The organism is Agarivorans sp. DSG3-1 (assembly GCF_046774965.1).
Classification (GTDB): Bacteria; Pseudomonadota; Gammaproteobacteria; order Enterobacterales; family Celerinatantimonadaceae; genus Agarivorans.
In genome coordinates, this window is sequence record NZ_CP177241.1 from 3240863 (window position 1) to 3262453 (window position 21591).

19 protein-coding genes are annotated in these 21591 nt (G+C 44.2%); 17 read left to right on the top strand and 2 right to left on the bottom strand.

The features are described from left to right. Positions 1-110: 110 nt before the first annotated feature. The 3 genes from ACLD71_RS15030 to lolE are packed head-to-tail and all read left to right on the top strand — an operon-like array spanning position 111 to position 3226. Complete coding sequence (locus ACLD71_RS15030; protein ID WP_411991206.1) at positions 111-1295, top strand: lipoprotein-releasing ABC transporter permease subunit; 1185 nt, start codon at positions 111-113, stop codon at positions 1293-1295. Then, positions 1288-1986: a lipoprotein-releasing ABC transporter ATP-binding protein LolD gene (lolD, locus tag ACLD71_RS15035; protein ID WP_137673017.1), complete on the top strand. Its 699-nt coding sequence runs from the start codon at positions 1288-1290 to the stop codon at positions 1984-1986. The genes ACLD71_RS15030 and lolD overlap by 8 nt, the downstream gene beginning before the upstream one ends. A 1-nt stretch (position 1987) precedes the next feature. Further along, entirely contained in the window at positions 1988-3226 is a 1239-nt protein-coding gene (gene lolE / locus ACLD71_RS15040; protein WP_411991207.1) for a lipoprotein-releasing ABC transporter permease subunit LolE, read from the top strand. A 43-nt stretch (positions 3227-3269) separates the two neighbouring features. Here lolE and ACLD71_RS15045 read toward each other — a convergent pair whose 3' ends face one another. Continuing rightward, on the bottom strand, positions 3270-3773 hold the full coding sequence (locus ACLD71_RS15045) for a DUF2062 domain-containing protein (protein WP_137673015.1): 504 nt from the start codon (positions 3771-3773) through the stop codon (positions 3270-3272). A 68-nt stretch (positions 3774-3841) separates the two neighbouring features. On the opposite strand from ACLD71_RS15045, the gene ACLD71_RS15050 reads away from it, so the two are divergent. The 6 genes from ACLD71_RS15050 to ACLD71_RS15075 are packed head-to-tail and all read left to right on the top strand — an operon-like array spanning position 3842 to position 10228. Further along, entirely contained in the window at positions 3842-6025 is a 2184-nt protein-coding gene (locus ACLD71_RS15050) for a DNA internalization-related competence protein ComEC/Rec2 (protein WP_411991208.1), read from the top strand. A 56-nt stretch (positions 6026-6081) separates the two neighbouring features. Beyond that, positions 6082-7830, top strand: a complete 1749-nt coding sequence (gene msbA, locus ACLD71_RS15055) for a lipid A export permease/ATP-binding protein MsbA (RefSeq protein WP_303553099.1) — start codon at positions 6082-6084, stop codon at positions 7828-7830. Beyond that, positions 7830-8816 (top strand): tetraacyldisaccharide 4'-kinase, encoded by a 987-nt coding sequence (gene lpxK / locus ACLD71_RS15060; RefSeq protein WP_411991209.1) that lies wholly within the window; start codon positions 7830-7832, stop codon positions 8814-8816. Before msbA ends, lpxK begins: the two co-directional genes overlap by 1 nt. Continuing rightward, positions 8800-8988 carry a Trm112 family protein gene (locus ACLD71_RS15065; protein ID WP_137673012.1) on the top strand — a complete coding sequence of 63 codons (189 nt, stop codon included), beginning with the start codon at positions 8800-8802 and terminating at the stop codon, positions 8986-8988. Before lpxK ends, ACLD71_RS15065 begins: the two co-directional genes overlap by 17 nt. Further along, positions 8985-9719 (top strand): 3-deoxy-manno-octulosonate cytidylyltransferase, encoded by a 735-nt coding sequence (kdsB, locus tag ACLD71_RS15070; protein WP_411991210.1) that lies wholly within the window; start codon positions 8985-8987, stop codon positions 9717-9719. The genes ACLD71_RS15065 and kdsB overlap by 4 nt, the downstream gene beginning before the upstream one ends. A 32-nt stretch (positions 9720-9751) precedes the next feature. Then, complete coding sequence (locus ACLD71_RS15075) at positions 9752-10228, top strand: DUF2947 domain-containing protein (protein WP_137673010.1); 477 nt, start codon at positions 9752-9754, stop codon at positions 10226-10228. Between the two features lie 70 nt (positions 10229-10298). On the opposite strand, the gene gltA is transcribed toward ACLD71_RS15075, so the two are convergent. Then, positions 10299-11570 (bottom strand): citrate synthase, encoded by a 1272-nt coding sequence (gene gltA / locus ACLD71_RS15080; RefSeq protein WP_137673009.1) that lies wholly within the window; start codon positions 11568-11570, stop codon positions 10299-10301. Positions 11571-11906: 336 nt separating this feature from the next. On the opposite strand from gltA, the gene sdhC reads away from it, so the two are divergent. The 8 genes from sdhC to sucD all read left to right on the top strand — a co-directional run bounded on the left by sdhC (position 11907) and on the right by sucD (position 21445). Beyond that, complete coding sequence (gene sdhC / locus ACLD71_RS15085) at positions 11907-12350, top strand: succinate dehydrogenase cytochrome b556 subunit (protein WP_137673008.1); 444 nt, start codon at positions 11907-11909, stop codon at positions 12348-12350. Continuing rightward, complete coding sequence (sdhD, locus tag ACLD71_RS15090; RefSeq protein WP_137673007.1) at positions 12344-12685, top strand: succinate dehydrogenase, hydrophobic membrane anchor protein; 342 nt, start codon at positions 12344-12346, stop codon at positions 12683-12685. The genes sdhC and sdhD overlap by 7 nt, the downstream gene beginning before the upstream one ends. Before the next feature lie 5 nt (positions 12686-12690). After that, positions 12691-14460 carry a succinate dehydrogenase flavoprotein subunit gene (gene sdhA / locus ACLD71_RS15095; protein ID WP_137673006.1) on the top strand — a complete coding sequence of 590 codons (1770 nt, stop codon included), beginning with the start codon at positions 12691-12693 and terminating at the stop codon, positions 14458-14460. An 11-nt stretch (positions 14461-14471) separates the two neighbouring features. Then, positions 14472-15185 carry a succinate dehydrogenase iron-sulfur subunit gene (locus ACLD71_RS15100; RefSeq protein WP_137673005.1) on the top strand — a complete coding sequence of 238 codons (714 nt, stop codon included), beginning with the start codon at positions 14472-14474 and terminating at the stop codon, positions 15183-15185. Between the two features lie 124 nt (positions 15186-15309). Continuing rightward, positions 15310-18111, top strand: coding sequence for a 2-oxoglutarate dehydrogenase E1 component (gene sucA / locus ACLD71_RS15105; RefSeq protein WP_411991211.1), 2802 nt, complete (start codon positions 15310-15312; stop codon positions 18109-18111). A gap of 21 nt (positions 18112-18132) precedes the next feature. Continuing rightward, a complete protein-coding gene (gene odhB / locus ACLD71_RS15110) occupies positions 18133-19314 on the top strand; it encodes a 2-oxoglutarate dehydrogenase complex dihydrolipoyllysine-residue succinyltransferase (RefSeq protein ID WP_411991212.1) in 1182 nt (393 codons plus the stop codon). A gap of 92 nt (positions 19315-19406) precedes the next feature. Beyond that, positions 19407-20573, top strand: a complete 1167-nt coding sequence (gene sucC / locus ACLD71_RS15115; RefSeq protein WP_303508495.1) for an ADP-forming succinate--CoA ligase subunit beta — start codon at positions 19407-19409, stop codon at positions 20571-20573. Further along, positions 20573-21445 carry a succinate--CoA ligase subunit alpha gene (gene sucD / locus ACLD71_RS15120; RefSeq protein WP_137673001.1) on the top strand — a complete coding sequence of 291 codons (873 nt, stop codon included), beginning with the start codon at positions 20573-20575 and terminating at the stop codon, positions 21443-21445. Before sucC ends, sucD begins: the two co-directional genes overlap by 1 nt. Positions 21446-21591 lie beyond the last annotated feature (146 nt).

Here is a 21591-nt window from a genome sequence, read left to right on the forward strand (position 1 = left end):
ATATCTTTGTTTTTTATGTGATTAAGCTAAGGATCTGACTTGTTGGGCTAACTGGCGCGCGGTATGATTAGCGCGATTTTTTACAACGCCTAGGGATGTCTGCCGCTTCGATGAAATTGATTGGCTTTATAGCATGGCGGTTCTCGCGAGGAGCCAAACAACAACGCTTCGCTTCATTTGTAAGTTGGTTCTCTACCTTGGGTATTACCCTTGGTGTGGCAGCACTCATTACGGTGATCTCGGTAATGAATGGTTTTGAACACCAGCTCAAACAACGTATTTTGAACTTAGTTCCTCATCTCACGTTATCTTCTCAACAACTCGCGCCAAGTGCCTTAAGCAACGTAGCAAATGCTCCTTTGGTATTAAGCGAAGTAGTCTTGCAAAGCAGTACTAATTTGCATGCCGCAATGATGCAAGGCATTGATGTGACTCAGCAAGCTGATGCAGCGTTGTTACGTAAAAAAATGCTAATTGGTGACTTGGATAGCTTACAGGCCGGCAGCTATAACGCGGTTATTGGTATTGGTGTAGCAAACGCGTTAGGTGTGCGCCTTGGCGATACTATTCGTTTATTGGCCACCGATAGGCTGGTGTATACACCGTTAGGGGAAATGCCTTCACAACGTAACTTTGTGGTATCGGGGGTGTTTGAGTTTGCCGCAGAGGTAGATAAACAGTTCATCTTGGTGAATATTGAAGACAGCGCTCGCTTGCTTCGCTCACCTGTGGATGCGGTAAGCCAACAGCGCTATTTCTTAGACGATCCTTTTCAAATTGAAACCCTCTCTAAACAGTTAGATGCCGCCTCGATTGAATATCAAGATTGGCGAAGATTTTACGGTGAACTATTTGCTGCAGTAAAAATGGAAAAAAACATGATGGGTATGCTGTTCTGTTTAATTATTGCTGTAGCTGCCTTTAACATTCTTTCTAGTCTAGTGATGATGGTAGGCGAAAAACGCAGTGATGTTGCCATTTTGCAAACACTGGGTTTATCTCGCGACAAAGTTGTGATGGTGTTTGTTATGCAAGGTGCTTGGAGTGGCTGCATAGGCGCGGGGGTAGGGGCGCTAAGTGGTTGGTGGCTGAGCAATAACATTAACATGGTTATGTCGGGAATCGGTTTGAACTTTGCGGCTAATTTAGGCGGCGCAGGTTTACCTGTATTACAACGTAGCGACCAAATTATCTTTATTACGGTTGCTGCCATGCTGTTAAGCATTGTAGCTACCATCTATCCCGCTTGGCGAGCCAGCAAAATTCACCCTGCAGAGGCACTTCGTTATGAGTGAGCTTAATGCTCAGCCCGTTTTAGTGGCAAAAAATATTTGTAAAACTTACCAAGATGGTAGCCAGTTTACCGAAGTACTGCATGGCGTAGATTTTAGTGTTTACCCAGGAGAAGCGGTTGCTATTGTTGGAAGTTCTGGCTCTGGTAAAAGTACCTTATTGCATATACTCGGTGGGCTCGATGAGGCCAACGAAGGCGAAGTAAGCATTGATAAACAACGTATCGATGGGCTAACGAGCAAGCAACTTGCAAAACTGCGTAATCAAAAGCTAGGTTTCATCTACCAATTTCACCACCTGTTGGGTGAATTTTCGGCAATAGAGAACGTAGCAATGCCGCTATTAATAGCTGGTAAGCCTAAAAAAGTAGCCTATGGCAAAGCAAAGAGTTTGTTAGAACGTGTAGGTTTAGGACATCGCTTAACGCATCGACCTGCCGAGCTATCTGGGGGGGAACGGCAACGTACCGCTATTGCCAGAGCCTTAGTGAATGAGCCGAGTTTAGTGCTAGCCGATGAACCTACTGGTAATCTTGATAGCCACAGTACAGAGTCCATCTACCAACTAATTTTAGAGCTTAACCGCGACTTAAATACAGCTTTTGTGGTGGTGACTCACGACTTAGCATTAGCGGCTAAGTTTAGCCGTCAGGCGTATATGCAAGATGGCAACTTTGTTGCCAAAGGCGAATAGCATGCGGCTGCCTTTATCTTTTTTTATTGGTTTACGTTACCACCGCGCTAAAAACAGTAATGGCTTTATTTCGTTTATTTCAGCGTCTTCTACCCTAGGTATTGTATTAGGTGTGGCGGTGTTAATTATTGGCTTGTCGGTAATGAATGGTTTTGAAAGGGAGTTGCGTGACCGTTTTTTAGCCATTGTAAGCCATGGGGAATTAGAGGCTGTAAATCCTCCCCTTAGTGACCATGAGCAACTATTAAGCTCGGCTACCAATAACAGTCAAGTATTAGGTGCCGCCCCTTACATCAGCTTTAGTGCTTTGGTACAAAAAGGCAAAATCATGAAAGCCTTGGCTCTTAAAGGTATTGACCCTGAGCTAGAAAAAAACGTGACTAATCTGCATCAATACGTGGGTGACGACGCTTGGCATGCCTTAGCCGAGAACCAAGCTCAACTGGTGTTAGGTGCGGGTATCGCTGATTTGCTGGGCGTATCGGTAGGCGAGCAAGTGACCTTGTTGCTACCCAAGGCTAATCAGCAAAATAGGCTCAGTTCGCCACAGCGTATTAAAGTAAAAGTGGTGGGCTTAATGAACGCTGGCGGCCAGTTGGACAACCAGCTAGCATTTATTAATTTGGCTTATGCTCAAAAGCTTATGCAGTGGCAAGAGGGCGTATCTGGAATTAGTTTAAGGGTTGTCGACCCACTGAAAGCAGATAAAGTGGTGCGTTCGGTAGCCAAAACCTATCCGCAGTTAGTGTATATCAAAAGCTGGATCCGCCAACATGGGTACTTGTATCAAGATATCCAATTAGTCCGCACCATTATGTATGCCATCATGTTGTTAATTGTTGCAGTTGCTAGCTTTAACATTGTTTCCACCCTTATTTTAGCTGTGAGTGAAAAACGCGGAGATATTGCGATTCTTAAAACCATGGGGGCCAGTGATGCCAGCTTGCTGCGCAGCTTTGTGGTTTACGGTTCTTACAACGGTGTATTAGGTTGCGCTTGGGGAGCCGTTTTAGGTATTGCCGGTAGCTTTGGTTTACCTAAATTAGTCGGGTTAATTGAGAGTTTAATGGGGCATACTTTATTATCTGCCGATATCTACTTTATCGATTTCTTACCCGTTAAACTAATTTGGACAGATGTATTAGCGGTGGTTGGGGCGGCATTATTATTGAGTATGTTGGCCACCATTTGGCCTGCTTGGCAAGCCACCAGAGTGAAGCCTGCTCAAGAACTGGGTTAAGGCAATGCAGATGCAAAAAAGGAGCGATTAAGCTCCTTTTTTATTAACGACGTTTACGGTAACGGCGCCGTACGGAGTATCGCCACAGTGCGTTTATTGAAAAGTAACCAAGTATTGAAAAGATAATGCCGCAGACCAAACTACCTAACAAGAACGCCGGACCTATGGTCGCTATTAAATGTTCTAAGCCATGCCATGATAATTCTAAATGATAATCAGCAACGGGTTGTCCCAATATGCCAGTGCCTACGATATAACAAAAATAGAAAATAGCGGGAATAGTAAAAGGATTCGAAATCCATACCAATGCTACTGAAAGCGGCAAATTTACTTTAAACATTATTGCTAAAGCTGCCGCAATAATCATTTGCGACGGTAAGGGTATAAAAGCAACAAATAGCCCAATTGCAAAGGCACCAGCCGCAGAGCGTCGATTAAGGTGCCACAAATTAGGGTTGTGCAACCAGTCACCAAAAAACTTAAGGTGTTTGTTAGCTTTTAGCTCTTCTGTTTTAGGAATAAATCGTTGTATCGTCTTTTTTGGCATATAGTTTGTTATTGATAATAAACTTCTTATGACATATGAACGTCTTTTTACTAGCAAGTTTGCTAGCAATGACATCATCGTTAATCTGGCCTAGTTTACTGAGCCTACCTTTACTATATGTTAGCTACGTTGCACTAGCGGCTTTACTTTGGAAAAGAAAGCTCTGGGCTGCTGGCTTCATATTTGGCGTGTGTTGGATAAACAGCCATGCGCTGTATTATCAGTCATGGATTGTTGATATCCAACAAAAAGCGGCCAACTTTAGCATACATGGCGTGGTCTTGGCAGTTGATAATAATCAATACTGGCAAAAAGTTACGCTGCAAGTTGACCAACTCGATACTAGATCAAGTTTAGCATGGTGGAAGCCTAAGCTAAGTTTGTACCATTCGCCTCAGAATAATCAAAGCCAAATCTTACAGCCTGGTCAATCGATTCAAGCTATCGCTAAACTTAAACCCGTATTTGCCAGTATTAACCCTGCGGGATTCAATTACGCTCGTTGGCTCGTTTCAAAGTCAATGGTGGGACGGGGTAGTTTGGTTTCGCACCAAGTCTTAGGTGAACAGGTGTCGTTTCGTGAGCGCTGGGTGGCGAACCTAGCGGGGCAATTAAGTGGCTATAAATATGGTGGAGAGCTACTTGCCTTAATGGTTGGTGATAAACGCTTATTGAATTCTGAGCGGCGAACGCTGTACCAACAATCTGGTTTAGGTCATTTATTTGTTCTATCAGGTTTGCATTTAGGCATTGCAGCAATGTGGTCTTGGTGGCTGTTTCGTTTAATAGGGCTAGTTATTCGAATGCCTCACGCTAGTGGTCCGTTGATCGCGAGTTTTGGGTGTTGCCTGATTTATTGCTGGTTGGCAAATTGGCAGCTATCAATGATGCGAGCTTTGTTGATGTATGGCTGTTTATTGGTGTTTGGTTTAACTACCCAAAGGCGTAACTTAGCCTCTGGTATTGTTGTTAGCGCTTTTATCATTCTGTTGCTTTGGCCGTTTAGTTTGTATAGCAACGGTTTTTGGCTGTCATATACAGCGGTATCAGTGGTTTTACTTTGTTTATGGCTAGGCCCTAGTAACAAGCTACTGATGCTTGTTCTTATTCAAGCGATGATTGGTATTGCTATGTTACCGATTCAAGTGGCTATGTTTGGTCAGTTACCGAGTGGCGCTTTATTGCTAAACCTCGTCGCTGTTCCGTTATTTAGTATAATTTTGGTGCCGCTTAACTTGTTGTTAATGTTAGGGCTCTCTTTTGATTTTCCGGGTGTGGAGAATTTGGCCGAGTTACTCAATAACTTGTTTGCGGTGTCGTTTCGAGGTTTAGACTTTTTGGCTAGCCTACAACCGGTGAGCTTTAAAACGCCAATGGCCTTATTAGGCTTATGTGTATTGTTGTTTAGTGTGTTGTTAACTGCGAGCGCAATAGGCCGGCGTGTTGCCATTGCTTATCTAAGCGTTTTGCTGCTAGTTCCTTTGCTCAGTTCATTTTGGTCTAGAAGCCTCAATTGGCAAGTATATGTACTGGATGTTGGGCAAGGCTTGGCTGTTGTTATTGAGCATAATAACCAAGCCCTAGTTTTTGATAGTGGCCCGCGTTTTAGAAGTGGTTTCTCCTATGCGGAAAGCGTGATTCTGCCACTATTGGTAGATTTACGTGTTGAGCACGTGACAGCTATTGTGACCAGCCACGGCGATAACGACCACGCAGGAGGAAGGAGTGTACTTGAAGAGGCTTTTCCTAAAGCGTTACGGTTTTATGGCCGCGATAAACGATTACCTGCTGAACGATGTAATGAGCAAATCCATTGGGGAGAGTTAGCGCTGACATTTCGTATGGCGAATTTAGGTGAGGGAAACAATGGCTCATGCACTTTGCGGGTTTTCGATGGTAACTACAGTTTGTTACTGACAGGAGACATAGAACAAATGGCTGAACAACAATTGTTAGCGGAAGGCTTGAGTAAAGTGAGCTTTTTACTGAGCCCGCATCATGGTAGTAACAGCTCATCTTCTAACGAGTTTATTAAGGTATTACAGCCCGAAATAGTGATGCATAGCAGCGGTGCTTATAATCGTTTTGGTTTTCCTCACGCATCAGTTACCGAGCGATATTCTGCTAGTGAGCAGTTTGTTACAGGAAAGGGCGGCGCTATTCATCTTGAAATTGGTGACCGTTCATACCAAGTCACTCAGCAGCGCTATCTCACTTCAAGCCCATGGTACCAACAAATCATCAGTTGGTGATTTCTCTATAAACCGCTAAACTAAGGCAATTTTTCCGATGGAATAACTCTGTTCTTATGATTCCAGAAACAGCTACTGATACAAAAGCGAACTATATCCGCTTATTAAGCTACGTAAAAGATCGCAAAATTGGCCTGATTGTCGCAATTATAGGCATGATTGGTTACGGTGCGGTTGATACGCTATTTGTGTATTCAATTAAGCCTCTTATCGATGAAGGCTTGTCGGGAAAAAACCCAGACATTATGACTTACATGCCGATCTTCATCTTGGGGATTGTGTTATTGCGCGGTATATGCGGATTTGCCAGTAGTTATGGCATGTCTTGGGTTGGTGGTCACCTTGTGATGAAAATCCAACGGCAAATTTTTAACCACCTGATGTTAATGCCTGTGTCGTTTTTTGATAAAAACCCAACCGGCACTTTATTGTCAAAGATCACCTATGACTCTAACCAAGTGAGTACTGCAGCTACCGCTAGTTTAGTGAACTTAGTTCGTGAGAGCGCCACTATCATTGGCTTGCTTTGCTTGATGTTCTATAACAGCTGGCAATTGTCATTGATCTTCTTTGTTATTGGCCCTCCGGTTGGTTTTGCTATTAGCTTGGTGAGCCGCCGTTTCCGTAAAATTAGTACTCATTTGCAACATGCGGTAGGGAATGTCACTACAACTAGTGAACAAATGTTGAACGGACATCGTGAAATTCTATCTTTTGGTGGTCAGCCAAAAGAAGAAGAGCGCTTTAACAGCGCCAGTAATATGATTCGACGCCAGCAGATGAAAATGGCAACGGTAAGTGCAATTGCTAACCCTGCAGTGCAATTTATTGCGTCTATTGGCTTATCTGTAGTGTTGTTTGCAGCATCTTCTCCAGAGCTAGTACAAGAGCTTACGCCGGGTACTTTTACCATTATTGTTACGTCAATGATGATGTTACTAAAACCGCTTCGCGTGATTACTCAACTAAATAACGATGTACAACGCGCAATGGCCGCTTGTACAAGCTTGTTCTCAGTGCTGGACATGGATCCTGAAAATGATAAAGGCACCTTCGAAACGCCGAGAGCTAAAGGTAAAGTGGTTCTAAAAGATGTGCAGTTTACCTACCCAACCAAAAATGAATTAGTGCTTAAAGGCATTAATTTAACCATTGAAGAGGGGCAAACGGTGGCGTTAGTGGGGCGCTCAGGTAGTGGTAAAACCACTATTGCCAGCTTGTTACCCAAGTTTTATGAAGTTCAGCAAGGCTCTGTGTTGTTAGACGACAGACCCATTCAAGACTACAAACTCGCTAATTTGCGTGAGCAGTTTGCCCAAGTGTCTCAAACGGTACACTTGTTCAGTGGCACTATCGCCGACAATATTGGCTATGCCAAAGAAGACGCAAGCCGTGAAGACATTGAGCGAGTTGCTGAAATGGCTAACGTGACCAGTTTTGTTGATAAGTTTGAAGACGGCTTTGATACTATTATTGGTGAGAAAGGTGTGATGTTATCGGGTGGTCAGAGACAACGGATCGCCATTGCACGCGCATTGTTAAAAGATTCACCTGTGCTGATTTTAGATGAAGCGACTTCAGCCTTGGATACGGAATCAGAACGTAAAATTCAAGAAGCGATAGATAGAGTATGTTCAGACAGAACGGCAATTGTGATTGCTCATCGACTTTCAACCATTGAAAGTGCAGACGTTATCGTTGTACTGGATGAAGGTGTGATTGTAGAGCAAGGTAGCCATGCTGAGCTAATGGCTCACAAAGGAACTTATCACCAATTACACCAAATTCAATTTGGCGAAAAATAGTGACCTTTTGGTATCAACACGCGCGGCAGCATAAAGGAAAATTGCTTTTATTACTGCCGCTTAGTTATCTGTTTCGTTTAGTAACGATTGTTCGGCGTTTAGCCTTTAATCGAGGCTGGGTGGCGAGTTACAGACCGCCTGTACCCGTGGCGATAGTGGGTAATATTAGTGTTGGCGGAAATGGTAAAACACCGGTTGTTCTAGCCTTAGTCAAAGCAGCTCAAGAACGTGGGTTTAAGCCCGGCGTAGTGAGCCGTGGATATGGTGGTACTGCCAAAAGTTACCCCTACAATGTGACTGAATTTAGCGCAGCGGCAGAATGCGGTGATGAACCTTTACTGATTCACCTACGTACTCAATGCCCTGTTGTGGTGGATCCTAATCGTAGCCAAGCCTGTAAAAGTATTGTTGAACAAGGTGTCGACCTCATCATTTGTGATGATGGCATGCAACATTATGCTTTACAGCGCGATATAGAAATTGCCGTGATCGACTCGCAACGCCGCCTCGGAAATGGCTTTTGTTTACCGGCTGGACCGCTGAGAGAGCCCGCATCTCGTTTAGTTGATGTAGATTTAATCGTGAGTAATGGGCAACCTAGTTATTCAACTGAAAGCCATCTATTGCAATTGCAACCTAGTGCGCTGAAAGCCGTTAAGGGCAGTAGCAATATTCAAAGTGATAAACATTTTGATGCAGCCTTTGCAGGGATAGGTAATCCTGAGCGCTTTTTTGATTCTCTTGAATACTTGGGTTTTTCAGTTAAACAACGAATCAATTTAGAAGATCACCGGCCCCTAAGCCAAGAACAACATAAAGAATTGCTTGATAAAAGCGTGATTATGACAGAGAAAGATGCCATAAAATATCGCGATAGTGCCGGCACTAATTGGTATTATTTACCCGTAGATAGCGTGTTGCCAGAGCAGTTTTATCAACAGTTCTTCTCTTTATTACAGGAAAAATCTCATGTCAGTAGAACATAACCTATTAGAAATTGTGGCTTGCCCTCTATGTAAAGGTAAGTTGCATTTCGATAAACCTAACAACGAACTGGTGTGTAAATTTGACCGTTTAGCTTATCCAGTGAAAGATGCTATTCCTGTTTTGTTGGTCAACGAAGCACGTGAAATGTCAGCCAATGAGTTACCGCAATGAAGTTTGTGGTAGTTATACCGGCGCGTTATCAATCTACGCGTTTACCTGCAAAGCCCTTACAAGATATTGCAGGTAAAACCATGATTGAAAGGGTGTACCAACAAGCGTGTAAGTCGGGGGCTGAACGAGTAGTGATTGCTACTGATGATCAACGCATTGTTGAGGTTGCTAACAGCTTTAACGCAGAGGTGATTTTAACCGCTGATACTCATGAGTCCGGCACTGAACGTTTGGCTGAAGTATGTGAGCGGCTAAATTTTGCCGACGATACCATTGTGGTAAACGTACAAGGCGATGAACCGCTTATTCCTCCAGCGGTGATTAGTCAGGTTGCAGGTTTATTAGATAAAGCGCCAGAAGTGAAGATGGCGAGTTTATCGGTGCCTATTACCGATGATACAGATATTCATGATCCTAACGTGGTGAAAGTGGTGTGTGATAAAGATGACCACGCCTTGTATTTTAGTCGCTCGGCCGTGCCACACGAGCGGGATGGTGATTGGCGCAGTGAGCTTTACTCTCGCCATATCGGTATTTACGCATACCGTTGTCATTTTGTCGGCGAATATTTGCAGTTAAGTCCTTCTCCTATTGAAAAAATAGAGAAGCTAGAGCAACTGCGAGTGCTTTGGCATGGATACAAAATAAAAATGGCTCAAGCGATAGAAACACCTGCGCATGGCGTGGATACACCCGAAGATCTAGAGAAAATCAGAGCCCTTTTTAATTAGCCTTTTTATAATGGTAAGTAACCAGAGAACGTATGAATTACATTCCTTTAAGTGAGCATAAAAAAGCATGGATCTTTAAACGTGCTGATTTACCCGTGAGTGAGGCAGACTCCAGCCTAATAAAACCAATGACTGACACTCGCGCTACGTTACTTTGGAAAGAATCCGTCAGCAAACAAGTAGATCACCCAGACTTTTTTAGAAAAGGAGATTGGGCTTTTAATATGGATACTTGGACTGAGCAAGGTAATTGGGAAGATGTTTGGGATAGCGATCAACTTACCTTGCCGGAAGAACTGTTAGAACACCTACAGTGGCAAGACAATACGGTGGTTTATTACTGTAACGACCAACACAATGTAATTGAAACGACCTGGGCGGTGTTTAAGCGATGCTGGAAGAACTTTCTGTTTATGGACGATGGTGCATTGTTGATGGCTAAAAAGCGTAGTGAAGTCGCGCAATTTCTTGCCAATGGCAGTTATCAATACGGTAACAAGCCTAGTTAACTAAATCGAAAGATAAAAAAATCCGAAACCTAAGTTTCGGATTTTTTGTTTAGCGCTCAGCAAATAAGATTTACTTGAACGGGCGGTGTGGTTCACCAGTGTAAAGCTGACGTGGACGACCAATTCGCTGAGTCGACTCTTCCATCATTTCTTTCCAGTGAGCAATCCAACCTACTGTGCGAGATAGCGCGAAGATTACCGTGAACATACTTACTGGGATACCGATAGCTTTAAGCACGATACCAGAGTAGAAATCTACGTTAGGGAACAATTTCTTCTCTTTAAAGTACGGGTCAGAAAGGGCTATACGTTCTAGTTCCATTGCAACATCCAATAATGGATCGTCAATGTTTAGCTCGTTGAGTACTTCATGACAGCTTTCACGCATTACAGTAGCGCGTGGATCGTAGTTTTTGTAAACGCGATGTCCAAAGCCCATTAGGCGGAATGGGTCATCTTTGTCTTTAGCGCGTTCAATAAACTCTGGAATACGGTCTACCGAGCCAATTTCTTCTAACATAGTTAGACATGCTTCGTTGGCACCACCGTGAGCAGGACCCCACAAACAGGCAATACCAGCAGCGATACACGCAAATGGGTTAGCACCTGATGAACCTGCTAAGCGTACTGTAGAAGTAGAAGCGTTCTGCTCGTGGTCTGCATGCAAAGTAAAGATGCGATCCATAGCGCGTTCTACAACTGGGCTTACCTTATATTCTTCAGTAGGTACCGAGAACATCATATTCAAGAAGTTTGCTGCATAGCTTAAATCGTTACGAGGGTAAACGAACGGTTGGCCAGCAGAATACTTGTAGCTCATGGCTGCAAGCGTTGGCATCTTGGAGATTAAGCGGTAAGCCGCTATTTCGCGGTGACGCTCGTTAGAAATATCCATCGAGTCGTGGTAGAAAGCAGACAAAGCACCAACTACACCCACCATGATCGCCATAGGGTGCGAATCACGACGGAAACCTTGGAAAAAGTGGATTAACTGTTCGTGCACCATAGTGTGGCGTGTAACAGTTGTTTTAAATTTCTCGTATTGTTCAACGTTTGGTCGCTCGCCGAACAAAAGAATATAACAAACTTCAAGGTAATCAGCATGTTTTGCTAGGTCCTCAATTGAGTAACCTCGGTGTAACAAAATACCTTGTTCACCATCAATATAGGTGATTTTTGATTCACATGAAGCGGTCGCTAAGAAACCTGGATCAAAGGTAAAATACCCTTTTTTACCTAGAGTTCGAACATCAATTACGTCATGTCCCGCTGTACCAGACATTATAGGCAAATCATATGCCTCTTGGCCTGGCAGCGTTAGGGTGGCTTTATTGTCAGCCATAGCACGTCTCCCTTGCTTGTTCTAATTGTATTGTTATTTTGGATACAAAGCGCAGCACATTCTGACCCAACATTAGACCAAATGTCAATTAGCCTTGGTTGTGATTTATGGTGACTTATAGCGTTAATGTTAATTTTTCGATTTAAGTTGGCTGTTTCGTTGCGCTAAATTAGCTAAATGAAGGAAATGTTAATTGTATTTGTATAATGTGGGCGTTATACTTTGCTCGAAGTATAGCGCTAGTCCGAGCATTTTTTGCGCAATATAAATGGTAGTTTTTAGACTTTAGTCTAGTTTATGGCCTTAAGTTCACAAAATTAACATTATCGCAACTCGATGCCCTGTCCAGAGCTTCACTTTATAATCATAATAATACTCAAGGACCTGAGTGGGCAGAGAATCGTGAAAACAAAACAAAGACCAGTAAACCTCGACCTACAAACCATCAGATTTCCCATTACCGCTATTGCATCCATCTTGCATCGTGTTTCCGGTGTGATTACATTTTTCGCCTTGGCTATTTTGCTTGGCCTACTTGCTGAATCCCTTCAATCAGCAGAAGGTTTTGCAAATGTGCAGTCTATTATGGATAACTTCTTGGTTAAGTTAATCATTTGGGCCAGCCTTACTGCGTTGATGTATCACATAGTTGGCGGAATACGTCACTTGATTCAGGACATGGGCTATTGGGAAGAGCTAGATAGTGCCTCATCTAGCGCTAAAATCTCATTCATTATCACTGCTGTACTCGCAGTACTAATGGGAGTAATCGTATGGTAACTAATGCTGCAACTTTTGGCCGTAGCGGCGTACATGACTATTTGCTCATTCGCGCAACCGCCATTATCTTAACTTTATATACAATCTACTTGTTAGGCTTCTTCGCATTTAACGATGTGACATATCAGTCTTGGAGTGGATTCTTCGCTTGGCTTCCAACCAAAGTGTTTACCTTGCTTGCGCTGTTCTCGATGTTGATACACGCATGGATTGGCTTATGGCAGGTATTAACCGACTACGTTAAATGCACGTCATTGCGTTTAGGTTTACAGTTTTCTTTAACAGTTCTAGCGCTTGTATATGTCGCTAGTGGCTTGTTTATTATTTGGGGGTAAGTCGAGTGGCAATTTCTATTCGAGAATTCGATGCCGTAGTTATCGGCGCAGGCGGTGCGGGTATGCGCGCTGCTCTACAAATTTCTGAAGAGGGCAAGTCTTGTGCCCTTATATCTAAAGTGTTTCCTACTCGCTCTCACACCGTATCTGCCCAGGGTGGTATTACGGTTGCTTTAGGTAACTCTCACAAAGATAACTGGCAATGGCACATGTACGATACCGTTAAAGGGTCTGACTACATTGGTGACCAAGATGCCATTGAATATATGTGTAATGTAGGCCCAGAGGTCATTATTGAGCTAGAGAAGATGGGATTACCCTTTTCTCGATTCGAAGACGGTTCTATCTACCAACGACCATTTGGTGGTCAATCTAAAGAGTTTGGCGGCGAGCAGGCAGCACGTACTGCGGCTGCAGCCGACCGAACCGGTCATGCTTTGTTACATACGCTTTATCAACAAAACGTTAAGAAAAAGACCACCATTTTCTCTGAATGGTATGCCTTAGACTTAGTGAAAAATGCTGAAGGTGAAGTGGTTGGTTGTACCGCCATGGATATCGATAGCGGCGAAGTGGTTTATTTCAAAGCAAAAGCGACGGTTTTAGCAACGGGTGGAGCAGGGCGTATTTTTGCTTCTACTACCAATGCACACATTAACACTGGCGACGGTGTTGGCATGGCGTTACGTGCTGGCGTACCAATCCAAGATATGGAGATGTGGCAATTCCACCCAACGGGTATTGCTGGTGCTGGAGTACTGGTTACCGAAGGTTGTCGTGGTGAAGGTGGTTACCTTCTTAATAAAGACGGTGAACGCTTTATGGAGCGTTACGCGCCAAATGCTAAAGACTTAGCCGGCCGTGATGTTGTTGCGCGCTCGATGATGACAGAAATTCGTGAAGGCCGAGGCTGTGACGGCCCATGGGGTCCACACCTTAAACTAAAACTTGATCACCTTGGTGAAGAAGTATTAGAAAGCCGTTTACCGGGTATTTGTGAATTATCTCGTACCTTTGCTCACGTTGATCCAGTAAAAGAGCCTATTCCGGTGATTCCTACTTGTCACTACCAAATGGGTGGCGTGCCTTGTAATGTAAATGGCCAAGCTATTACTAAAGACGAGAACGGTGAAGATAAAATCATCAATGGCTTGTTTGCGGTAGGTGAAATTGCCTGTGTATCGGTACACGGCGCCAACCGCTTAGGTGGTAACTCACTGCTTGATTTGGTGGTGTTTGGCCGCGCAGCAGGTAAGTTCTTAGGTGAATACTTAAGCGATGACATCAACATGGCAGACGCTACCGAAGAAGAGTTAGCAGCAGCGATGGCGCGATACAATCGTTGGGAAAATTCAACGTCTGACGGTGAAGACCCAGTGCAAATCCGTAAAGACTTGCAGCAGTGTATGCAACTTAACTTCTCAGTATTCCGCGAAGGCGAGTCTATGGCTCAAGGCTTAGAAGAGTTACAGGTTATTCGTAAGCGCTTAGAAAATGCTCGTCTTGATGACAAATCAACTGACTTTAATACACAGCGTGTTGAATGCCTCGAGTTAGATAACTTAATGGCTACCGCTATTGCAACGGCTCACGCTGCAAACTTCAGAACTGAAAGCCGTGGTGCGCATAGCCGCTTCGACTTCCCAGAGCGCGACGATGCACAGTGGTTATGCCACTCGCTATTCGATCCAGCTACTGAAACCATGGGACGTCGTGAGGTGAACATGTCACCAAACCTGCGTGAAGCTTTTGAACCTAAAGTTCGTACATATTAAGGAGGCGGCAAATGAACGTTAATTTTTCTTTGTACCGCTACAACCCGGATACTGATACCAAACCAAATATGAAGTCATATCAACTTGAGGTCCCTGAGGGCTCTGATATGATGGTGCTAGATGCATTAATTTTGCTTAAAGAACAAGACCCTAGCATCGCTTTCCGCCGCTCTTGCCGCGAAGGGGTTTGTGGTTCAGACGGTATTAACATGAACGGTAAAAATGGTCTGGCATGTGTTACACCTTTGTCAGACTTATTGGGTAAAGGCGATATTGTTATCCGCCCGTTACCTGGTCTTCCTGTGGTTCGCGACTTGGTTGTGGACATGGGACAGTTCTATGATAACTATGCTCGCATTAAGCCATTTTTGATTAATGATGAGCAGATTCCGCCAGCTCGCGAAAACTTGCAGAGCCCAGAAGAGCGTGAAAAGTTAGACGGTATGTACGAATGTATCTTATGTGCATGTTGTTCAACTTCTTGTCCTTCATTCTGGTGGAATCCTGAGAAATTTGTTGGTCCTGCCGGTCTACTTGCAGCATACCGCTGGCTTGCAGACAGCCGTGATACAGCAACTGACGAACGATTATCAGAATTAGATGATGCTTTCAGCGTTTTTCGTTGCCATGGCATTATGAATTGTGTAAGTGTTTGTCCTAAAGGATTAAACCCGACAAAAGCAATCGGCCATATTAAGTCGATGCTGATAAAACGGGCTGTTTAGCAAAAGTTAATTTTTATAATTAGCTTGGTTCTAAATAGCCATTTTACTTCGGTAGAATGGCTATTTTTTTATCAAACCCTATAAAGTCATACAGTGACGTAGAAAATAAAGGGATAGCGTTTAAATGCAAAATGGCGTAATGAAAGCCTGGCTAGAGTCCTCGCATTTAGCTGGTGCCAATTCGACCTATGTGGAAGACCTCTATGAGGCGTTTTTAGAAGATCCTTCATCTGTATCTGAAGAATGGCAGGAAGTATTCACTGAACTCCCTGCTGTAGAAGGTACATCTGAAGATACCCCGCACGCTCCAATTCGTGATTACTTTCGCCGTTTAGCGAAAGATACCTCTCGTTTTAGTTCTCCGGTTGAAGATCCTCAACATGGTGCCAAACAAGTTAAAGTGCTGCAGTTAATTAATGCTTACCGCTTCCGTGGTCATCAGCATGCGCAACTGGATCCTTTAGGTTTATGGCAGCAAGAACGTGTAGCCGACCTCACTCCTGAGTTTCATGCTTTAGATAGCGCAGACTTTGAAGAAACCTTTAATGTAGGTTCTTACGCCATTGGTAAAGACACCATGGCGCTTAAAGATTTGCACAAATCTTTGCTTAAAACCTACTGTGGGTCAATCGGTGCTGAGTATATGCACATCACCGATACCGACGAAAAACGCTGGATTCAAAGCCGTTTAGAGTCTGTAGAAGGCCAAGGTGAGTTTACTCAAGAAGATCGGGTTCGTTTTCTTAAAAGCTTAACCGCAGCAGAGGGTTTAGAAAAATACCTAGGGGCTAAGTTCCCTGGTGCTAAGCGTTTCTCGCTAGAAGGCGGTGACAGCTTACTGGTTATGCTAAAAGAGATTGTTCGCTCTGCCGGTATCCAAGGTACTAAAGAAGTTGTAGTGGGCATGGCTCACCGCGGACGCCTAAACGTATTGGTGAATGTGTTAGGTAAAAATCCATCAGAATTGTTTGATGAGTTTGCCGGTAAACACGACGATACTTGGGGCACTGGTGATGTAAAATATCACCAAGGTTTTAGTTCAGACTTTGCCACTCCGGGTGGTAATGTGCACATGTCATTAGCGTTTAACCCGTCTCACTTAGAGATTGTTAATCCAGTAGTCATGGGCTCGGTACGTGCCAGGCAAGATCGACGTGCAGGTGAGAATTGTCTGCCTATTACTATTCATGGTGATTCGGCGATTGCCGGGCAGGGCGTAGTCCAAGAAACTTTTAATATGTCACAAGCGCGTGGCTTTAAAGTGGGCGGTACGGTGCGCATTGTAGTAAACAACCAGGTTGGTTTTACTACCTCTAATCCTCGCGATACTCGCTCAACACAATATTGTACCGATATTGCGAAAATGGTTCAGGCGCCGATTTTCCACGTTAATGGCGATGACCCAGAGGCTGTCGCTTTCGTTAGCCGCATGGCCCTAGATTACCGCAATACCTTTAAGCGTGATGTCGTGATTGATTTGGTATGTTATCGCCGCCATGGGCATAACGAAGCCGATGAGCCAAATGCTACACAGCCTTTGATGTACCAAAAAATCAAAAAACACCCAACGCCGCGTAAGTTTTACGCCGACGTATTGGTAGAACGTGGCCAGTTAGATAGTGCCGAAGTCACTGCGCTAGTTAATGGTTACCGTGACCAACTGGATAACGGTGATTGTGTTGTCGACGAATGGCGACCGATGACCGAACACAGTGTTGATTGGCGTCCGTACCTTGGTCACGAGTGGGATATGGAGTACAGTTCTTCATTGCCAATCGAAGCCGTTAAAGATTTAGGTGAGCGTTTAACCAAACTGCCGGAAGAGCACAAGCTTCACCCACGAGTTAAGAAAATTAACGACGATCGTATGTTAATGACTCGTGGAGAAAAACCGGTTGATTGGGGCTTTGCAGAGAACTTGGCGTATGCGAGCTTGCTTGATGAAAAGCAAAATATTCGTATCACTGGTCAGGATTCTGGTCGTGGAACATTCTTCCACCGTCATGCTGTATTACACAATCAAACTGATGCCTCTACCTATGTACCGCTTAAGAACTTAGCTGAAGACCAAGGCCATTTAGCCCTATTTGACTCAGTATTGTCAGAAGAAGCTGTGTTAGCGTTTGAATATGGTTACACCACTGCAGAGCCTTCTACCTTAGTGATTTGGGAAGCGCAGTTTGGTGACTTTGCTAACGGCGCTCAAGTGGTTATTGATCAATTCTTATCCTCAGGCGAGCAAAAATGGGGCCGTATGTGTGGCTTGGTTATGTTGCTTCCTCATGGTTACGAAGGTCAAGGCCCAGAGCACTCATCAGCGCGTTTAGAACGCTACCTTCAGCTATGTGCTGAGCACAACATGCAAGTGTGTGTGCCATCTACGCCAGCTCAGGTTTACCATATGTTGCGTCGTCAACAGGTGCGTCCAATGCGTCGTCCACTGGTGGTTATGTCGCCTAAGTCGTTGTTACGCCATCCTTTGGCGGTATCTAGTTTAGAAGAGTTGGCCGATGGTCAGTTTCAAAATGCGATACCAGAAATTGATGATTTAGATCCAGAGCAAGTGCGCCAAGTGGTGATGTGTTCGGGTAAAGTGTATTACGACTTGCTAGAGCAGCGCCGTAAGAACGAGCAAACTGACGTAGCGATTATTCGCGTAGAGCAGTTGTACCCGTTCCCAGACCAAGACGTGCAACAGATTTTTGAGCAATACAAACACGTAGAAAGATTTGTTTGGTGTCAGGAAGAACCACTAAATCAGGGTGCTTGGTATAGTAGCCAGCATCACTTTAAATCGGTAATCCCTGCCGGAGCAGATTTACGTTATGCTGGCCGACCAGCATCAGCATCACCTGCGGTTGGGTATATGTCTCTTCACTTAAAACAACAACGCGCCCTCGTTACTGATGCGTTGACAGTTGAATAAAAAAGAATAAAGGAAGCCTTAATGAGCATTGAAATTAAAGTGCCAGACCTACCCGAATCAGTAGCTGATGCATCGATTGCAACATGGCATAAACAGCCGGGTGATGCGGTTGAGCGTGATGAAGTCATTGTAGATATTGAAACCGATAAAGTTGTTCTAGAAGTGCCAGCAATGGAAGCCGGTGTTCTGGAAGAGATTATTGAAGCTGAAGGCGCTACCGTTCTTGGTCAGCAGCTTATCGGCCGGATGAAAGCTGGCGCAGTTGCCGGTGAAGAAGTAAGCGCCAAAGCGTCTGACGCTGATAACGAAAAAGCCGACAGTGCTGATGAGTTATCACCTTCTGTACGCCGCCTAGTGGCAGAGAAGGGCATTGATGCTTCTGCAATTAAAGGCACAGGCCCTAATGGCCGAGTGACTAAAGAAGATGTTGAAGCGCATATTGCTAAGCCAGCTGCTAGCGCTGCACCTAAAGCAGAAGCTGCTCCACAAGCACCATTATCTTCACGTAGCGAAAAGCGTGTAGCAATGACTCGTTTACGTAAGCGCGTAGCTGAGCGTTTGCTTGAAGCGAAAAACACCACGGCGATGTTAACGACTTTTAATGAAGTAAACATGAAGCCAATCATGACATTGCGTAAACAATATCAAGAAGTGTTCGAAAAGCGTCACGACATTCGCCTTGGTTTTATGTCGTTCTACGTAAAAGCGGTAGTAGAAGCGTTAAAACGTTTCCCTGAAGTGAACGCTTCTATTGATGGTGACGAAATTGTTTATCACAATTACTTCGACGTAAGCATTGCCGTATCAACTCCGCGAGGCTTGGTTACGCCAGTATTACGCGACTGTGATTTGCTAAGTGTTGCCGACATCGAAAAAGGCATTCGTGCCTTAGCGATTAAAGGCCGTGACGGTAAGTTAACCGTAGATGAATTAACCGGCGGTAACTTTACGATTACTAATGGTGGTGTATTTGGCTCGCTAATGTCTACGCCAATTATTAACCCGCCGCAAAGTGCCATTTTAGGCATGCATAAAATTCAAGATCGTCCAATGGCTGTAAACGGCCAAGTGGAGATACTACCAATGATGTACTTAGCATTGTCTTACGACCATCGCTTGGTAGATGGAAAAGAGTCTGTTGGTTTCTTAGTAACCATTAAAGAGTTACTCGAAGATCCAACACGCTTATTGCTCGACGTGTAATAAAACTTTGTATTGGGCCTGAGTTTCAGGCCCTTATTCGGAAAGGTGTTCAGCACCTCTAATGTATCCCCTAACACTATGGATAGAACATCATGAATTTGCATGAATATCAGGCCAAGCAATTATTTGCCGACTATGGCTTGCCAGTGCCAGAAGGTTACGCCTGTGATACCCCACAAGAAGCAGCTGAAGCTGCGGGTAAAATCCCTGGCTCTACCTGGGTAGTTAAAACTCAAGTTCACGCAGGTGGACGTGGTAAAGCCGGTGGCGTAAAAGTCACCTCTGATAAAGAAGAAATTAAAGCCTTTGCTCAGCAATGGTTAGGTAAGAACTTAGTCACTTACCAAACGGATGCTAACGGCCAACCAGTATCAAAAATCTTGGTTGAAGAAGCATCAGATATAGCTAACGAGCTTTATTTAGGTGCGGTAGTAGACCGTGCTTCTCGTCGCGTTGTATTTATGGCTTCAATTGAAGGCGGAGTGGAGATCGAAAAGGTCGCCGAAGAAACGCCTGAGCTGATTCATCAAATGGAAATTGATCCATTAGTGGGTCCACAGCCATACCAAGCGCGTGAGCTTGCGTTTAAATTAGGCCTAGAAGGCACTCAAATCCGTCAATTCACCAAAATCTTTGTTGGTTTGGCTGAAATGTTCACTGACCATGATTTAGCCTTACTAGAAATTAACCCTCTAGTAGTTACCGGTAGCGGCGATTTAGTGTGTTTAGATGGTAAAATCACCATCGACTCAAATGCCATGTACCGTCAGCCTAAGCTACGTGAAATGCATGATCCTTCGCAAGAAGATGAGCGCGAAGCACATGCCGCTCAATGGGAACTAAACTATGTAGCCCTAGATGGCAGCATTGGTTGTATGGTAAACGGTGCTGGTTTAGCAATGGGAACCATGGATATCGTGCAATTGCACGGAGGTTCTCCGGCTAACTTTTTAGATGTTGGCGGCGGCGCAACTAAAGAACGTGTAACCGAAGCATTTAAAATTATTCTGTCAGACGACAAAGTAAAAGCGGTATTAGTAAACATCTTCGGCGGAATCGTTCGTTGTGACTTAATTGCAGACGGTATTATCGGCGCAGTTGAAGAAGTTGGCGTAAGCGTACCAGTAGTTGTTCGCCTAGAAGGTAACAATGCTGAATTAGGCACCCAACGTTTGGCTGAGTCTGGCCTTAACATTATTGCAGCTACCAGCTTAACAGATGCTGCAGAGCAAGTAGTTAAAGCTGCGGAGGCCAAATAATGAGCATTTTAATCGATAAAAATACCAAAGTGATTTGCCAAGGTTTCACTGGCGGACAAGGTACCTTCCACTCAGAGCAAGCGATTGAGTACGGAACGCAAATGGTAGGTGGAGTATCACCTGGTAAAGGCGGTCAAACTCACTTAGGTCTTCCTGTATTTAACACGGTAAGAGAAGCAGTAGAAGCCACTGGCGCAGACGCAACAGTGATTTACGTTCCTGCTCCTTTCTGTAAAGACGCTATTTTAGAAGCAATCTCTGCAGGCATTAAAATCATCATCACCATTACTGAAGGTATTCCAACATTGGATATGCTAGACGTAAAAGTGAAGCTAGATGAAGCTGGCGCGCGTATGATTGGTCCTAACTGCCCAGGCGTAATTACTCCTGATGAATGTAAGATTGGTATTATGCCTGGTCACATTCACAAAGCCGGTAAAGTAGGTATTGTATCGCGTTCAGGTACTTTAACTTATGAAGCGGTTAAGCAAACTACCGACGAAGGTTTTGGTCAGTCTAGTTGTGTTGGTATTGGTGGTGACCCAATTCCTGGTTCAAACTTCATTGATATTTTGGAGATGTTCCAAAATGATCCGCAAACAGAAGCCATTGTAATGATTGGTGAAATTGGCGGTAGTGCTGAAGAAGAAGCTGCAGCTTACATTAAAGCTAATGTCACTAAGCCGGTAGTCTCTTACATTGCAGGTGTTACTGCTCCTCCTGGTAAGCGCATGGGCCATGCTGGCGCTATTATCGCAGGCGGTAAAGGTACCGCAGCAGATAAATTTGCTGCTTTGGAAGACGCTGGTGTTAAAACAGTACGTAGTCTTGCTGATATTGGTAAAGCATTACGCGAAGTAACGGGCTGGTAAGCTTTTTACGTTTAATATTAAGGCGCCGTAGGGCGCCTTTTTTATGACTATTGTTTTAGCTAGAACAATTGGCTCTTAACATTTTGGTAAACTCAACTAACTACAATCACAATAAACAGCGCGAGAAGCCTGAATTACTTGATTTT

What these genes read in the sequence shown, in the direction of transcription:
- ACLD71_RS15030 (WP_411991206.1), top strand. Translation starts at nt 111, where the DNA reads ATGAAATTGATTGGCTTTATAGCATGGCGGTTCTCGCGAGGAGCCAAA.
- lolD (WP_137673017.1), top strand. Translation starts at nt 1,288, where the DNA reads ATGAGTGAGCTTAATGCTCAGCCCGTTTTAGTGGCAAAAAATATTTGT.
- lolE (WP_411991207.1), top strand. Translation starts at nt 1,988, where the DNA reads ATGCGGCTGCCTTTATCTTTTTTTATTGGTTTACGTTACCACCGCGCT.
- ACLD71_RS15045 (WP_137673015.1), bottom strand. Translation starts at nt 3,773, where the DNA reads ATGCCAAAAAAGACGATACAACGATTTATTCCTAAAACAGAAGAGCTA.
- ACLD71_RS15050 (WP_411991208.1), top strand. Translation starts at nt 3,842, where the DNA reads ATGACATCATCGTTAATCTGGCCTAGTTTACTGAGCCTACCTTTACTA.
- msbA (WP_303553099.1), top strand. Translation starts at nt 6,082, where the DNA reads ATGATTCCAGAAACAGCTACTGATACAAAAGCGAACTATATCCGCTTA.
- ACLD71_RS15065 (WP_137673012.1), top strand. Translation starts at nt 8,800, where the DNA reads ATGTCAGTAGAACATAACCTATTAGAAATTGTGGCTTGCCCTCTATGT.
- kdsB (WP_411991210.1), top strand. Translation starts at nt 8,985, where the DNA reads ATGAAGTTTGTGGTAGTTATACCGGCGCGTTATCAATCTACGCGTTTA.
- ACLD71_RS15075 (WP_137673010.1), top strand. Translation starts at nt 9,752, where the DNA reads ATGAATTACATTCCTTTAAGTGAGCATAAAAAAGCATGGATCTTTAAA.
- gltA (WP_137673009.1), bottom strand. Translation starts at nt 11,570, where the DNA reads ATGGCTGACAATAAAGCCACCCTAACGCTGCCAGGCCAAGAGGCATAT.
- sdhC (WP_137673008.1), top strand. Translation starts at nt 11,907, where the DNA reads ATGCCCTGTCCAGAGCTTCACTTTATAATCATAATAATACTCAAGGAC.
- sdhD (WP_137673007.1), top strand. Translation starts at nt 12,344, where the DNA reads ATGGTAACTAATGCTGCAACTTTTGGCCGTAGCGGCGTACATGACTAT.
- ACLD71_RS15100 (WP_137673005.1), top strand. Translation starts at nt 14,472, where the DNA reads ATGAACGTTAATTTTTCTTTGTACCGCTACAACCCGGATACTGATACC.
- sucA (WP_411991211.1), top strand. Translation starts at nt 15,310, where the DNA reads ATGCAAAATGGCGTAATGAAAGCCTGGCTAGAGTCCTCGCATTTAGCT.
- odhB (WP_411991212.1), top strand. Translation starts at nt 18,133, where the DNA reads ATGAGCATTGAAATTAAAGTGCCAGACCTACCCGAATCAGTAGCTGAT.
- sucC (WP_303508495.1), top strand. Translation starts at nt 19,407, where the DNA reads ATGAATTTGCATGAATATCAGGCCAAGCAATTATTTGCCGACTATGGC.
- sucD (WP_137673001.1), top strand. Translation starts at nt 20,573, where the DNA reads ATGAGCATTTTAATCGATAAAAATACCAAAGTGATTTGCCAAGGTTTC.